This window comes from Streptomyces sp. CA-210063, assembly GCF_024612015.1.
Lineage (GTDB): Bacteria > Actinomycetota > Actinomycetes > Streptomycetales > Streptomycetaceae > Streptomyces.
The window spans coordinates 4415049-4430258 of record NZ_CP102512.1 but is presented as its reverse complement, the minus strand read 5'-3'; the positions used below and the strand labels follow the sequence as shown (position 1 = coordinate 4430258).

The following is a 15210-nucleotide window of genomic DNA, read 5'->3' as shown; positions in this document are numbered from 1 at the left end:
GGCTTGGAGGGCGTAGGGCTCAGCAGCCGGGTCTCAGAAGCCGGAACCCGGAGGGTCCGGGAGATCCGGGAAGTCCGGCAGGTCGGGGAACTGGTCGAGGTCCGGGAATTCCTGTTCGGGCTCCGAGCCGGGGACCGGACGGCAGGGGCCGGTGCTGTCCCGGAGGGAGATCAGGGGTTTGAGGAGGACGTGCCGGGGTGGTGCGTCGGGGGAGGTGAGGCGGCGCATGATCAGGTCGACGGCCACCCGGCTCATCTCCTTGGCGGGGATCTCGGCGGCGGTGAGCTGCGGGTTCACCCGTTCCGCCCAGTGGCCGGCGGCGACGCCGACGACGGAGAAGTCGCGCGGGACGTTGCGGCCGTGCCGGAGCAGGCCGCGGTAGAGGCCCTCCAGCGCCGCCTCGTTCATGGTGACGAGGGAGGTGGTCGCCGGGTCGTCCCGCAGGATCTGTTCCAGGACCGCCTCGCCGGCGGTGACCTCGTCGTCGCAGAGGTACGCGTGCGGGGTGAGGACCTGCTCCGCCATGGCCTTGGTGTAGCCCTCCAGGCCGAGGTGGGCGAAGCCGTAGCCGCTCCGGAACAGCTGCTCGGACCGGTTGACGAAGGCGATCCTGCGGTGGCCCAGGTCGGCGAGGTGGTACACGCAGCCCCGGGCGAGCCCCGCGAAGTCCAGGTCGACCCAGCCCGTCTCCTCGGCCCTGCTGTTCCGCCCGATCGTCACGAACGGGAACCCGGTCCGCGTCAGGTACTCCACCCGGTCGTCCTCCAACTTGATCTCCATCACGATCACCCCGTCCACCCGCCCCCCGTCCACCATCCGCCGGAACGACACGTCCCCGGCCTGGTCCGCGGGCGACAGCAACACGTCGTAGTCGTAGGCCGTCGCCGCCTCGGCCACCCCACCGATGAACGCGAGCTGCATACCGGTGTAGTCACGGTTCCGCCCGGCGGGTGGATAGACGAGACCGAGGGCGCGGGTGTCGGTCGGGGCGATGGCGGGGGCCGTGGGGGAGGGGGAGGCGTCGGTGGAGGCCGTGGGGGAGGTGGGGGTGCCGGCGGAGGAGGAGGTGCCGCCCGGAGCGGACGCGGGACCCGCCCCACGACGCAGGCCGTACTCGGCTGCCCCCGTACCCGGTGTGGTCTCGGGCGGGCTCGGGGTGAGGGCCGGGGCTCGGGGGGTCATCGTCAGTTGGCCGGGAGGGGTTGTTCGGCCCAGATGGTCTTGCCGGTGGAGGTCTGGCGGGTGCCCCAGCCCTGGGTGAGCTGGGCGACCATGTGGAGGCCGCGGCCGCCCTCGTCGTAGGCGCGGGCGCGGCGCAGATGGGGAGCCGTGCTGCTGGCGTCGGAGACCTCGCAGATGAGGGTGCGGTCGCGGATGAGACGGAGGCCGATGGGGACGGCGCCGTAGCGGATGGCGTTGGTGACCAGTTCGCTCACCACCAGTTCCGTGACGAACGCCGCCTCCTGCAGGCCCCACACCGCCAGCTGCCGCGACGCCTGCGCGCGGGCGTCCGCGACGATCGCCGGATCGGACGGCACGGACCACGCGGCGACCTGGTCCGTGTGCAGGGCACGGGTGCGGGCGAGGAGCAGCGCCACATCGTCGGAGGGGGTCTCGGGCAGCAGCGCCTTGAGCACGGCGTCGCAGGTGTGCTCCAGGGACGGGACGGGGGAGGCGAGCGTCTGGCAGAGCCGGTCCACGCCCGCGCCGATGTCGTGGTCACGGGCCTCGACCAGCCCGTCGGTGTAGAACGCGAGCAGACTGCCCTCGGGCAGTTCCAGCTCCGTCGCCTCGAACGGCAGACCACCGACCCCCAGCAGCGGACCCGGCGAGAGCTGGATCACGCGGACCGTGCCGTCGGGGTAGAGCACGGCGGGCGGCGGGTGGCCGGCGCTGGCGAGCGTGCAGACCCGTGAGACCGGGTCGTACACGGCGTACAGGCATGTCGCGCCGATCTCGGCGGCGGACGGCATCTCCAGGTCCTCGGGGACGCGCTCGTCGTCGTAGGTGAGGTGGGTGACGAGGTCGTCGAGGTGGGTGAGGAGCTCGTCCGGCGGCAGGTCGACGTCGGCGAGCGTACGGACCGCCGTGCGCAGCCGGCCCATCGTCGCGGAGGCGTGCAGCCCGTGCCCGACGACGTCGCCGACGACCAGGGCGACCCGGGTGCCGGAGAGGGGGACCACGTCGAACCAGTCGCCGCCGACGCCCGCCCCCGAACCGGCCGGCAGATAGCGGTACGCCACCTCGACCGCCGCCTGCCTGGGCAGGTCGCGCGGGAGCAGGCTGCGCTGGAGGGTGAGCGCGTTGCCGCGTTCGAGGGTGTACCGGCGCGCGTTGTCCACGCCGACGGCCGCCCGGCCCGCGAGTTCCTCGGCGAGCACCAAGTCGTCCGGCTCGAAGGGCTTCGAACCGTTGCGGCGGGCGAAGAACGCCACCCCGAGCGTGATCCCCCGGGCCCGCAGCGGCACGGCCATGATCGAGTGGAACCCGAACCTCCGTACGCGCTCCATCCGGGTCCCGTCCTGGGCGATCCACCGTAGGTAGTCGGGGTCGTCGACCCCGCTGAGCAGCGGTTTCCCCGAGGTCAGCGCCCGCGCGGGCGGGGAGTACGGGGGGTAGGAGTCGAGCCCGCCGAGCGGCACGGCCGCCTCGGGCACGCCCTCGTGCGTCGACTGGTGGGCCGCCCGGCGCAGCGCGACCGTGGTGGGGAGCGGCCCCGGCGCCGGCTCCTGGCCGCGCAACACCGAGTCGAGCAGATCCACGCTGACGAAGTCGGCGAGCCGGGGGACCGCCAGATCCGCCAGCTCCTGGGCCGTGCGGGTCACGTTCAGGGTGCTGCCGATACGGCTGCCGGCCTCGTTCAGCAGCGCCAGCCGCTGCCGGGCCCAGTGCTCCTCACTGCTGTCGAACGTCGCCGTGCCGACGCCGCACACCTCACCGGTCGCGGGCTCCCTGACCGGCCACATCTCGGTGATCCAGGCCTGCTGCCGCGAGGAGAACGGGCCCGGGGTGGTGCGCTCGTAGCGCATCGGCCTCTCCTCGTCCGCCACCTGCTGGACGAGCCGCAGAAACCCCTCCTCGGCCGCCTCCCCGGGCGGATCCCCCGAGAGGGCCGGGTCCAGCCGCCACCCGTCCGGCCCCCTGGTGAACGTCGCCATGGCCAGCGGCGACTGCCTGTGCGACCACTCCACCATCGGCCGGCCGGCACCCGCCTCGGCGGCGGTGACGACGTAGGCCCGCACCTCCCCCTCGGCGCCCAGGGAGGGCGACCAGCGCAGCGTCAGCCGGACCAGGTGACCCTCCCGGTGCCGGAGCACCGCAGTGGCATGTCCGCCCCGCTCCCAGCGGCCGTCCCGCACGTCGTACGCGTCGAGCAACTCGCCCGCCGGCCGCCCCACCACCTCCGGGGCGTCGTATCCCAGCAGCCGTCGAGCCCCCTCGCTCCAGCCCGTGACGAGGCCCTGGGGGCTGACGGTGGCCGTGGCGGATTCGGCCGCATACGCGTAGCGACCGGATGCCTGTTCGGAAACCGGCCTTGCTGTATCCATTCCCGCTCAATTCGCGCCGGACGTGTCACTCATAGACCTCAGCCTGCGCGCTGCGTCAGAAACGGACAAGTCGGACTCGCCGTGGGGGTGTGAGGAGCCGCGAACCGAATCTTGTACGCGCTCTTACCTTGCCTGGCTCCGCCCTGTCCCTCGCTTGTCCCCGCGCTGTTCGACCGCATCGAACAGTGGTGTTCGGCACCCAGTAGGTCGCCGAGCCCCACGATCAGCGAAGAGCAACCGGCCGACGCAGCCGCTGAACGACCGCGAGGTCAGCGTCGTGGAGGACTGACCTCGCGGTGTACGGGATCCGGGGGCCGGGGTCCGCGTGGCGGAGTCCGCGTACCGGGGGCCCTGGATCCCGGAAGGCGTCCCGCGCACCCACAAGGTGCGCGGGACGCCGGCGTTACCCCGCCTCCTCTGCCGCAGGTGGCTCGGGTGTCCAATTGACTTGGGAACCAGGGGCGTTGACCCGCCCCAGGAGCCCCAGCACAATGAGCGCGCCCCCGTGGGAGAGCGCTCTCAGAATCCAGGTGCGCCCTCGTGCCCCGCCCCGCACTGACAAGGGAGACCCATGACCGGCAGACGACAAGGCCCGGCGTTCAGCCGCCGCAGGCTCCTCGGCACCGCCGCCGGCGCCGCGGCGGCGCTCACCGCCCTCGGCTCCGGCCCGGCCCACGCGGCGCCCCGAGCGGCCGGGGGCTCGGCCGTCCGGCGCGGACAGGCCTTCCTCGCCGCCGCCATGGACGCCTACCCCGACCACGGCGACATCCGGCTCGCCCAGAGCTACACCGACCAGGCGGGCCTGTTCAGCACGGCCTTCACGTACGACAACGCGCTCGCGATCCTCGCCCACCTCGCCGTGCGCACGGCCGACGCGCAGGCCAGGGCGGTCACGCTCGGGGACGCGCTGCTCTACGCCCAGGAGCACGACCCGGCGTACGACGACGGCCGGCTGCGCCAGGCGTACAACGTCGGGCCGTACGTCTTCTTCGACGGGGTGCCGCAGCCGGACGGGTTCGTCCGGGCGGACGGTACGGCCAACGTCGGCACCCAGTTCGGCTTCACGGGGACAGCCGTGGGGGACATGGCCTGGGCGGGGATCGCGCTGGGCGCGCTGGCCCGGCGGACCGGGGCCCGGCGCTTCCTCGCCGCCGCGGTGCGGATCGGGGAGTGGATCGAGCGGACCGGCCGTACCGACGAGCCCCTCGGCGGCTACAAGTTCGGCGTGAACGGGGCGAACGAGAAGCTGCCGTTCACCTCGACCGAGCACAACACCGACCTGATCTGCCTGTTCGGACGGCTCGCCCGGCTCACCGGCGACCGGGTGTGGTGGGAGCGGCGCACGCGGGCCGAGGCCTTCGTGAAGCGGATGTGGGAGCCGTCGGAGGGCTCGTCGGGCGGCGGCTTCTTCTACACCGGCAGCAACGACGGGGTGACCGTCAACAAGTCGCCCATCCCCGAGGACACCCAGACCTGGACGCACCTCGCCCTCGACTCCGGCCGCTACTCCCGCTCCCTGGACTGGGCGGCCACCGAACTCGCCGTCCTCGACCACGCCGAGCGCCGCAACAGCACGGTGCCGGCCGGGCAGTCGTACGAGGGCGTCACCTTCAGCTCCGCGAGTCTCCTCGCGAACGAGGACGCGCCCATCGCCGAGTTCCAGCCCAGGCCCGACCGCAACGGCGTCTGGTTCGAGGGCACCGCCCACCTCGCGCTCGCCCTGCGCGACCGGGGCGCACGGGGTGACGAGACGCGCGCTCGGCGGCTCCTCGACTCCCTCGAACGCGCCCAGGACCTCCTCGGCACCGCCCAGACCGTCGGCGGCCGAGTCCTCCCCGAACGCTCCGGCATCGTCTCGGCCAGCAGCCCCCTCGACACGGGCTTCGGCTTCGGCTACTACCCGTACCGGCACACGGGCGCGACGGCCTGGTACCTGATGGCGGCGGTACGGGCGAACCCGCTGCGGGCCTGACGCCGACGTGGCTATGTCGTACGGGGTGGGTGCGGGCCGCCGCCCCGTACGGCGTCGAGGTAGCCGCAGATGGCGTCCCGGTTGCGGATCAGGCACTCGATGCGGTCGGACATACTGTCCCGCTCCCGCTCCAGGGTGGCGATCGTCTCCGGGGTGGCGTCGGAGACGTGGATGCCGCGCGGTGAGTCCACGCACGGGAGGATCTGCTTGATGACCCGGGTCGGCAGTCCGGCGTCGAGCAGACCTCTGATCTGCGCGACCCGGTCCACGGAGGTCTCGTCGTAGCTGCGATACCCGTTCGCGCAGCGGCTGGACGTGATCAGCCCCTGCTGCTCGTAATAGCGCAACAGCCGACGGGACGTGCCGGTGCGCTCGGAGAGTTCGCCGATGCGCATGTGAGCCACCTCATGCAGTGCCGCCTTGACCCTCACATCTGTGTGAGGGTTTGAGCATAGCGGCATGTCAACTTCGCATACACAGCAAGCAGTTGGCCGACCTGCCACCGTACGGACGTCCCCCGGCCTCCCCTGGTCACCGTTGCTGGCCCTGTGCCTCGCGGCCTTCATGGGGATCCTCACGGAGGCGCTGCCGGCCGGGGTGCTGCCCGAGATGGCCCGGGACCTCTCGGTCGGTCAGCCGGCGATGGGGCAGGCGCTGACGGTCTACGCGATCGCGACCGGCGTCTCGGCGATCCCCGTGGTCGTGGCCACGGCGGCCTGGCGGCGCAAACGGCTGCTGCTCCTGGCCGTGGCGGCCTTCGCGGTGGCCAACACGGTCACCGCCGTCTCGTCCGACTACGCGCTCACCATGGTGTTCCGCGTCGTCGCGGGCGTCGCCGCGGCCGTGGTCTGGGCCGAACTCGTCGGCTACGCCCGCCGACTGGCCCCCGCGCACCTCCAGGGCCGGGCGATCGCCGTCACCATGGCGGGCATCCCGCTGGCCCTGTCCCTGGGCATCCCGCTGGGCACGTTCCTCGGCGGCCTCTTCGGCTGGCGCCTGACGTTCGGCCTCGTCGCGCTGGTCTCCGTCGCCCTGCTCGGCTGGATCCTCGTCGCCGTCCCCGACGCGCCGGGCCGCCGCCCGGAACACCGCGAACCGGTCCTGCGGGCCCTGCGGCTGCCCGGTGTCCTCGCCGTCCTCTTCGTCGTCGCGGCCTACGTCCTGGCCCACAACATCCTCTACACGTACATCGCCGCGTTCCTGGACACGTACGAGATGGGCGGCTCCCGCGACACCGCCCTGCTGGTCTTCGGCATCGCCTCCCTGCTGAGCATCTGGATCACGGGCGCCCTCGTCGACCGCCGGCTGCGGCACCTGACCCTCGCGAGCACGGTCCTGTTCACCGTGGCGGCGGTGCTGCTGGTCCTGCTCGCCCTGTTCCCGAGCACGGCGATCGTCTACGCCGCGACGGTTCTGTGGGGGCTCGGCTGGGGCGGCGTCGCCACCCTCCTCCAGACCGCCGTGAACGACGCGGGCGGCGACCGGGGCCAGGCCCTGCTGGTCACCACCTGGAACTCCTTCATGGCCGGAGGCGGCGCCGCGGGCGGCCTCCTCCTCGACACCCTCGGCCCGCCCTCGTTCCCCTGGAGCGTCCTCGCGCTGCTGGTACCGGTGCTGCTGGTCGTGGTCGCGGCCCGTACGCACGGGTTTCCGGTGGGGCGGCCGGGGGCTTCCTGAGATCCGTACACAGGGGGGAGAACCGGCGTACGCGAGGAGTCGGCGCGAAGGCTCGGACATGAACAGCTAGCATCCCGGCCGTAAACAATCGATGGAAACGGGAAGTCGTCAAGCGGTCGCCGGTTCTGCTGGTGGTCGTCGGCGGTCCGTGGACGGGATGGGGTTGGTGTCGTGGTGAAGGCCGTGGAGGCCGGGCCTCGGGTCGCTGTCGCCGTGGTGACGATGGGCAATCGGCCCGCCGAGGTGGACGCGCTGCTCGCCTCCGTGGCCAAGCAGGACGTGGCCCCCGAGCGGATCGTCGTCGTCGGGAACGGCTGTCCGCTGCCCGAGTTCGCCGAGCGGCTCGGCCTGCCCGGCGAGGTCACCCTCGTCGAGGTGGACGAGAACCTCGGCTGCCCCGGCGGCCGGAACGTGGCCCTCGAACGGCTGCGGGAGTTCGGGGACGTGGACGTCGTCGTCGAACTGGACGACGACGGGCTGCTCGTCGACGCCGATGTGCTGCGCCGCGTACGGGACCTGTACGCCGCCGACCCCCGCCTCGGCATCGTCGGATTCCGGATCGCCGACGAGCACGGCGAGACCCAGCGCCGGCACGTACCGAGGGTCGGCGCCAAGGACCCGATGCGCGGCGGGCCGGTCACCGGGTTCCTCGGCGGCGGGCACGCCCTCTCCATGGCCATGCTCGGCGAGACGGGCGACTGGGCCGCCGAGTTCTTCTTCGCGCACGAGGAGACCGACCTGGCGTGGCGGGCGGTCGACGCCGGCTGGACCGTGCTGTACGCCCCCGAACTGCTCCTCCAGCACCCGAAGACCTCGCCCGCCCGGCACGCCATCTACTACCGCGTCAACGCCCGCAACCGCGTCTGGCTCGCCCGCCGCCGCCTCCCGCTCCCGCTCATCCCCGTGCACCTGGGGGTGTGGGTCCTCATCACCCTGCTGCGGATGCGCTCGGTGGGCGGCCTGAAGGCGTGGTTCGGCGGCTTCGTGGAGGGCTGGCGTGAGTCGGGCGGCGAACGCCGGCCCATGCGATGGCGGACGGTGTGGCGGCTGACGACGCTGGGACGGCCGCCGATCCTGTAGTCAGGAAGCCCGTCCCGCGAGCAGGACTCACACGACACGAGTGCCCCGGTCGTCCACCTCAGCCGACCGGGGCACCGCGCTTTCCGCCGTATCCGGATCCGGCAGCGGCGGCGGCACTCCCCCGAGCTACGCGTAGTACGCGTGCGCCGTCGGCGCCGGATCCGATGAAGTGATCACATCAGGTCCCGCCAACGGATCGCTAACATGAGCCCAACGGTTCCACGGGGAGCCGTACGGGAGGCGGCGGCAGGTCGCCGCGGGGCGGGCCCGGAACGACGGTGCGGGAAGGCAGCGGCGGTTCTATGCGGGACGGGCTGCGGTTCGCACTGCGCTTCGGACTGCTCGGTCCGCCGGTTCTGTACGAGGCCGGGGAGGCAGGGTCCCCCACCGGCGGCGGCTCCGGTGATGGCGTACGGCCCGTCGGCAGCGGCAAGATGCGTGCCCTGTTCGTCGCGTTGCTGCTCGAACCCGGGCGGGTCGTCTCCGTGGACACCCTGAAGGACGTGCTGTGGGACGGGACGCCACCGCCGTCCGCGCAGGCATCCCTGCAGAACCATGTGACCCGGCTGCGCAGACTGCTGGACGACCCCGAACGGCTGCGCGCGACCCCGCCCGGCTATCTCCTGCGCGTCGACGAGGGCGAGTTGGACGTCCGCGTCTTCGAGACCCACGCCCGCGCCGCCCGCACCGCCCACGCCGAACGCGACTGGGCCCGCACGGTCCGCGAGTCGACCGCCGCGCTCGCCCTCTGGCGGGGAACCCCGCTCGGCGGCCTGCCGTTGGCGGCGTTCCGCGCCCAGGCCTTCGTCCAACGGCTGGAGGAGGCACGGCTGTTGCTCCTGGAGCGACGGTACGACGCCGAGCTTCACCTCGCGGCGGAGGCGGAACGCGAAAGGGCCGCGGGAGCCGACGCGCTCGGCGCCCTCGCCCCCGAACTCGCCGCCCTCGTAGCCGAACACCCTCTCCGCGAGGCCTTCCACCGGCTCCTCATGCTCGTCCTCCACCGCTCCGGCCGCCAGGCCGAGGCCCTGGCCGTCCACCGCGACCTGCGAGCCCGCCTCCTCGACGAACTCGGCGTCGAACCGGGCCCAGCCGTACGCGACGCCCACTTGGAGATCCTGCGGGACCACGACGACGAGCCCCCGGCGATGTCCGACGATCCCTCTGGCGAGCCCCCACCGATCCCGGCCCAACTCCCGCCTCCGCCAGCACACTTCACGGGCCGGGGGGAGGCGCTGGCGGAGCTGCGCCATGTACTCGACCTGAACGTGAGCGCCCCGTCAGGGGCGCGGGGCAGCATTGAATTTGCGGCTACCGCCGCGCGGGCGCGACAAGCCACGACGAACCCGCACCCGCCAAACGACAGTTCCCCCCGAACTCACAGGCGCCCGGCGTCACCGACTGCCGTCATCAGCGGCATGGCCGGCGTAGGCAAAAGCGCCCTCGCCCTCCACCTCGCCCACGAACTCGCCGAGCACTTCCCCGACGGCCAGCTGTACATCAACCTGCACGGCGCCACCCCGGGCATGACCCCCCTCACCCCCGCCCAGGCCCTCGCCGCCCTGCTCCGAGACCTGGGCACAGCCCCCCGCCGCATCCCCGAACACCCCGACGCGGCCGCCGCACTGCTCCGCTCGACCCTCGCACCGACCCGCACACTCATGGTGCTGGACGACGCCGCCCACGCCGCCCAGGTACGCCCCCTGCTCCCGGCCGGCGCCGGATGCGCGGTCATCGTGACGAGCCGTTCGCCACTCACCGCACTGGACGGCGCCCACCGCTTCCCGCTCGCCCCGCTGTCGGACGACGAGAGCGCGGCACTGCTGCGGGCCGCGTCGGGCCGCGCGGCGGGCCTGGACGCCGCGCACCCCCTCGTCGCACTCACCGGCCGGCTCCCCCTCGCCCTCCGCGTCGTCGCGGCCCGCCTCGCCGCCCGCCGCGCGCTCACCCCGGACGCGCTGGCCGGTCAACTGGCCGCCACCGAAGGGCGGTTGCACCACCTCGAATACGACGACCTGAGCGTCCGCCGCTCCCTCGCCGTCGCCCACGAGGCCCTGCGCGCCTCCGACCGAGAGGCCGACCGCGACGCGGCCCACGCCCTCCAGCGCATCGGCGCCCTCGACCTGCCCGCGTACGGCGCCCCCCTCCTCGCCCGCCTCACCGGCACCGACGAGTTCCGCGCCGAGACCGCCCTCGACCGCCTCGTCGACGTGGCCCTCCTGGAGGAGACGACGTACGGCCGGTACGTCCCCCACGACCTCGTACGCCACTTCGCCCGCGAACTCGCCGACACGGCCGACACCACCGAGGCCGTCGAGCAGGCCCTTCGCTGGTACGCCGGACGCGCCCGCCAGAGCCTGCTCGTGATGCTCCCACCGGGCTACGAACGCGACGAACGCCTCCGTACGACGGCGACCACGGCGGAACCGCACCCCACGGAGCCCCCCTTCGTCTCGGCGGAGGAGGCCTTCGCCTGGGGCGACCGCGAACTCCCCAACATCGTCGCCCTGGTGGAACGCTGCTCCCGCGAGCGCGGCGCCACCGCAGCACTCGTACCCACCCTCGTCCGCCACCTCTTCCCGTATCTGCACCGAGGCGGCCGGCTCGCCGAACTGGACGTTCTCGGGCGGCTGGCCCTGGACGTGGCGCGGTCGCTCGGGGACGACGAGGCCGAGGCGTTCGCGCTGACCGACCGGGCGGGCCTGCACTTCATGTCCGGCCGGGCCTCGGAGGCGCTCGCCCTCAACGACGAGGGCCTGAAGCTCTGGCGGCGGCTCGGGGTCGTGTCCTGCGTACGGCGGTGCCTGAACAACCGGGGGCTCGTACTGGAGAGCCTCGGCCGGTACGAGGAGAGCGAGGAGACGCTGCGGCAGAGCCTGGAGCTGTCCCGGCAGCTCGGCGACCCGTACGGCGAGGCGGTGACCTTCAGCCACCTCGGCAACCTGTACAAGCACACCGACGCGCGGGCCGCCATCGCCCACCACGAGCGGAGCCTCGCCCTCGGCGAGATGGCCGACAGCGTCGTCGTACGGCACACCGCGCACTGCAACATCGGCTACGCCCACCTCCGCCTCGGCGAACCGGCCGCCGCCGTACGCAGCTTCGAGCAGAGCCTGCGCGTCCTCGGTGACGACGAGGACTGGCAGGGCGAGTCCCAGACCCGCCTCGGCCTGGTACGGGCCCTGCGCGAACTGGGCCTGCCGGACCGCGCCTCCCAGGAGTGCGCCCTCCTCCTCGACCTCGCCGAACACCGCGCCGACCAGTACACCGTCGGCCTCGCCCGCCACCAACGGGGCCTGCTCCTCCGGTCCCAGGGCCGCACCGAGGAGGCCTACCAGGAGTGGGAGCGCGCCCAAACGGTCCTGGACGGCACGGACTCGGCGGTGGCGGGCAAGCTGAGGGAACTGCTGAAGGACCGCGCCCCCTGAGGGGCGCGGGGAACTGCGCGACCAGCCACGAACAACCCGCGGCCTTGAACGTTGATCATCAACCCACGTCCCACCGCTGCTCACTTGGCGTCCGCATAGCACTCCACCACCGCCGTAGTGAACGGAAACCGCACAGGCGTCTCCCCGAACGTCAACCGCCCCGACAGCTCCGACGCCTCCCGGATCGCCGCCACGACCGCCTCCGCCTCCTCCGCCGGACAGTGCACGATCACCTCGTCGTGCTGGAAGAAGACCAGCTCCGCGGCCATACCGACGAGGGCGCGGCGGAGGGCGGCGAGGAGGAGCAGGGTCCAGTCGGCGGCGCTGCCCTGGACGACGAAGTTACGGGCGAAGCGGCCACGGGCACGGGAGTCGGCGGAGGCGTACCCGGGCACCCACTCGTTCCCCCGGCCCTGTTCCCGGGCGGCGGGGTCGCTGTCGGCCTGGGGGATGCCCGCCTCCTCGGTGGCCGCGTCGGCACCGGCCGCCGGTGGGCACGTACGCCCGAGCCAGGTCCGTACGAGCCGCCCCTCCTCGCCCGCGCGGGCCGCGTCGTCGACGTACCGCACGGCTCTCGGGAACCGGCGGCGCAGCGCGGCGAGATTCTTGAGCCCGTCCCCGGAGGTCTGCCCGTACACGGCCCCCAGCACGGCGAGTTTCGCCTGCGCCCGATCTCCGGCGAAGGCCCGGTCGGAGACGGACTGGTAGAGGTCGGTCGCCCGCCCCGCGACCTCCATCAGCCCGGGATCGCGGGAGATGGCGGCCAGCACCCGGGGTTCCATCTGGTCGGCGTCGGCGACGACGAGCCGCCAGCCGGGATCGGCGACACACGCGCGGCGGATCACCTTCGGGATCTGGAGCGCGCCCCCGCCGTTGGTGACCCACCGCCCGGTGACGGTGCCGTGCGCGAGGAACTCGGGCCGGAACCGCCCGTCCCGCACCCAGTCCTGAAGCCAGGACCAGCCGTGGGCGACCCAGATCCGATACAGCCGCTTGTACTCGAGGAGAGGCTTCACAGCCGGATGATCGAGGCTCTCGATCTCCCAGCGACGGGTGGAGCGAATCCGCACCCCGGCCTGCCCGAAGGCCTTCACGACATCGGCGGGCAGATCGGGCCGCACCCGCCGCCCGAAGGCCTGGGAGACCTCATCGGCGAGCTCGGCCAGCCGACGCGGCTCACCCCCGCCCGCATACCGCTCGCCGAGCATCTCGTGCAGCACCTCCCGGTGCACATCGGCCCGCCACGGCATCCCCACCCGATTCATCTCGGCGGCGACGAGCATGCCCGCCGACTCGGCGGCGGTGAGCAGACGCATCCGGTCCGGATGGGCCGTGGCGTCATGCCGCCGCTGCTGCTCCGCGTACACCTCGACGAGGTCGGTGAGCGGAACATGAACGGGCCGGGGCTCGAAGAGCGACGGCTGGGCGCCGGGCCCGGCCGAACGAAGGGGCGGATCCGGCGGGACGGGAGCATGACGCAGCCGGGCGAGGGCGGCGGCCGCGGAACGGGGCTCCCCGAGCCGCCCCTCGTACCCGAGGAGCAGACTCTCGGCGTCCTCGACGTCATAACACCGCTCCACGCGAATCCCCTCGGCAAGCAGCCGCGGATACACCTCCCCGGTGGCCCGCCACACCCACCGCCCGACCTCCGTCTGCCGCCGCCGCACGGCTTCCGCGAGGTCCGACTCCCGCGTCACCGGCCCCGCGAGCAGGCCGTCCACCCCGAGGGGGGCGACCTCCACGCCCCCGTCCTCAGCCGTCGCGAGCGCCCACCGGTCGGTCATGCTTGCGAGTGTGGCAGGAGGGTCTGACAACGGCCGGGACACGGATGAGGAGGAGGGCGAGCCGGCACAGGATCCGGCACAGGCTGACGTGTGCTTGTTCAGGGGTGTCGGCAGGGCCTGGGCGTGTGTGCTGTCACTGGTGTCATTGGCTGTTCCGGGGGCTGTAGGGCTGGAGGAGCTGGTCGACGGGTGCGTAGTCGTCGGTGAGCGGTTGGGCATCGTCGACCCAGGCGGTGAGGTCGTCGCCGGTGGCGGTCTTCCAGCCGGTTCGCCGGGCGTCCAGCGCTTTCTGGGTCGCGCGTAGGTCGAGTGGTCGGTCGGAGGCGAGCAGCACCAGGTTGCCGCCCTCGGGCGTGGCGGTCGGGTCGAGGCCGATATCAGTGGGTTCGCCGACGAGGGCGACGTGCTCGAAGGTCTCGCTGAGGGTGGCTGCTTCGGCACGGGCGAAAGCCAGACTGCCGTGGTCGATGAGGTTGGCGACGTACAGGCCGTCCTCGTCGAGCACCCGCCGTACGTCGGTCATCGCTTCCACCGTGGTGAGGTGCCACGGCACGCTGACGCCCCCGAAGGCGTCGCCGACGACGAGGTCACGGCTGCCGGTGTCCAGTCGCCGCAGGCCGAGCCTGCCGTCCTCGGCGCGTACGTCGATACCGGTTCCTGATCTCAGACCGAGTCGGTCGCGGTTGATGCGTACGACGCCGCTGTCGATCTCGGACACCAGGCTGCGCGTGCCGGGCCGCGTGACCGCGAGGTAACGGGGAAAGGTGAGCCCACCGCCGCCCAGGTGGTGGGCGACCAGTGGCTCGCCTTCGGGAAACGCGGCATCGACCACCGACGCGATGGCGCGCACATACTCGAACTCCAGGAACGTCGGGTCGTCGACGTCGACGTACGAGTGCCGCAAGCCGTCCATGACGAGTGTGCGGCCGCTGTCCCGGCCGGGGTCCGCGATGACCCGTGCGCAGTGGTACTTGGTCTCCGTGTCGCAGGCACCGGGCGCGACCGTGGTGGCGAGACCGCCGGCGACGACCACGAGGGTGAGGGCGGGGGTGCCGCTCCACCCGCGCGTGCGCCACTCGACCAGCCCCGAGCCGACCACCAGCAGGGTGCCGAGGCCGATCAGGATGCCGCTGACCGGTAACCGCGACACGAGGACGAAGCCGGTGAGGACGGTGCCGGCGATGGCGCCCATGGTGCCGACGCCGGACAGCCGGCCGACAACCGTTCCGGTCTCGGCGAGGCTGGTGAGACGCAGCTTGGTCACGATCGGCGTCACCGCGGAGAGCAGCGCGCCCGGCACGAGGATGGTCAGCGACGCGGTCAGGAAGAGCACCGCCGGCGCCCACTCCGCAGTGGTGCGCAGCACGGCGGGGGTGAGCGCCACGACGGCTCCCGACACCCCGAGCGAGGGGCCGATGAGCCGGCGTGGATCGACCTGGTCGGCGATGACCCCACCCAGCCAGGAGCCGAGGGCGATCGCGGTGAGGGCGATGCCGATCACCATCGTGCTGGTCTCGAGGGTGAGGCCGAGGTAGGGAGCCAACAGCCGCAGAGCGACGATCTCGACCACCAGGACCGCAGCCGAGGAGCCGAACACAAGCGCGGCGGCCGCACGGGGACCCAGGCCATGGTGGTGAGGCGTGTCCTCGGCGACCGGCGAGGAAGACGATCCGGTCACGGACGACATCCTCGCATGCGACTCATCCACAGACAGGAGTTGG

9 protein-coding genes are annotated in these 15210 nt (G+C 72.7%); 4 read left to right on the top strand and 5 right to left on the bottom strand.

Going from position 1 to position 15210, the window contains the following annotated elements:
- Nucleotides 1-33: 33 nt before the first annotated feature.
- Both JIX56_RS19065 and JIX56_RS19060 read right to left on the bottom strand, forming a co-directional pair.
- A complete protein-coding gene (locus JIX56_RS19065; protein WP_257542256.1) occupies nt 34-1182 on the bottom strand; it encodes a LacI family DNA-binding transcriptional regulator in 1149 nt (382 codons plus the stop codon).
- A 2-nt stretch (nt 1183-1184) separates the two neighbouring features.
- Nucleotides 1185-3548, bottom strand: coding sequence for an ATP-binding SpoIIE family protein phosphatase (locus JIX56_RS19060; RefSeq protein WP_257542255.1), 2364 nt, complete (start codon nt 3546-3548; stop codon nt 1185-1187).
- A gap of 571 nt (nt 3549-4119) precedes the next feature.
- On the opposite strand from JIX56_RS19060, the gene JIX56_RS19055 reads away from it, so the two are divergent.
- Nucleotides 4120-5520 (top strand): Tat pathway signal sequence domain protein, encoded by a 1401-nt coding sequence (locus JIX56_RS19055; protein ID WP_257542254.1) that lies wholly within the window; start codon nt 4120-4122, stop codon nt 5518-5520.
- An 11-nt stretch (nt 5521-5531) separates the two neighbouring features.
- On the opposite strand, the gene JIX56_RS19050 is transcribed toward JIX56_RS19055, so the two are convergent.
- Complete coding sequence (locus tag JIX56_RS19050; protein ID WP_257542253.1) at nt 5532-5915, bottom strand: MerR family transcriptional regulator; 384 nt, start codon at nt 5913-5915, stop codon at nt 5532-5534.
- Between the two features lie 64 nt (nt 5916-5979).
- Here JIX56_RS19050 and JIX56_RS19045 point away from each other — a divergent pair, with 64 nt between their 5' ends.
- The 3 genes from JIX56_RS19045 (at nt 5980) to JIX56_RS19035 (ending at nt 11705) form a co-directional block, all read left to right on the top strand.
- Nucleotides 5980-7197: an MFS transporter gene (locus JIX56_RS19045; RefSeq protein WP_257542252.1), complete on the top strand. Its 1218-nt coding sequence runs from the start codon at nt 5980-5982 to the stop codon at nt 7195-7197.
- A gap of 171 nt (nt 7198-7368) precedes the next feature.
- Nucleotides 7369-8277, top strand: a complete 909-nt coding sequence (locus JIX56_RS19040) for a glycosyltransferase family 2 protein (RefSeq protein WP_257542251.1) — start codon at nt 7369-7371, stop codon at nt 8275-8277.
- Between the two features lie 302 nt (nt 8278-8579).
- Nucleotides 8580-11705 (top strand): AfsR/SARP family transcriptional regulator, encoded by a 3126-nt coding sequence (locus tag JIX56_RS19035; RefSeq protein WP_257542250.1) that lies wholly within the window; start codon nt 8580-8582, stop codon nt 11703-11705.
- A gap of 80 nt (nt 11706-11785) precedes the next feature.
- Here JIX56_RS19035 and JIX56_RS19030 read toward each other — a convergent pair whose 3' ends face one another.
- Both JIX56_RS19030 and JIX56_RS19025 read right to left on the bottom strand, forming a co-directional pair.
- Nucleotides 11786-13489: a bifunctional 3'-5' exonuclease/DNA polymerase gene (locus JIX56_RS19030; RefSeq protein ID WP_257542249.1), complete on the bottom strand. Its 1704-nt coding sequence runs from the start codon at nt 13487-13489 to the stop codon at nt 11786-11788.
- Nucleotides 13490-13631: 142 nt separating this feature from the next.
- Nucleotides 13632-15167 (bottom strand): fused MFS/spermidine synthase, encoded by a 1536-nt coding sequence (locus JIX56_RS19025; RefSeq protein ID WP_257542248.1) that lies wholly within the window; start codon nt 15165-15167, stop codon nt 13632-13634.
- Nucleotides 15168-15210 lie beyond the last annotated feature (43 nt).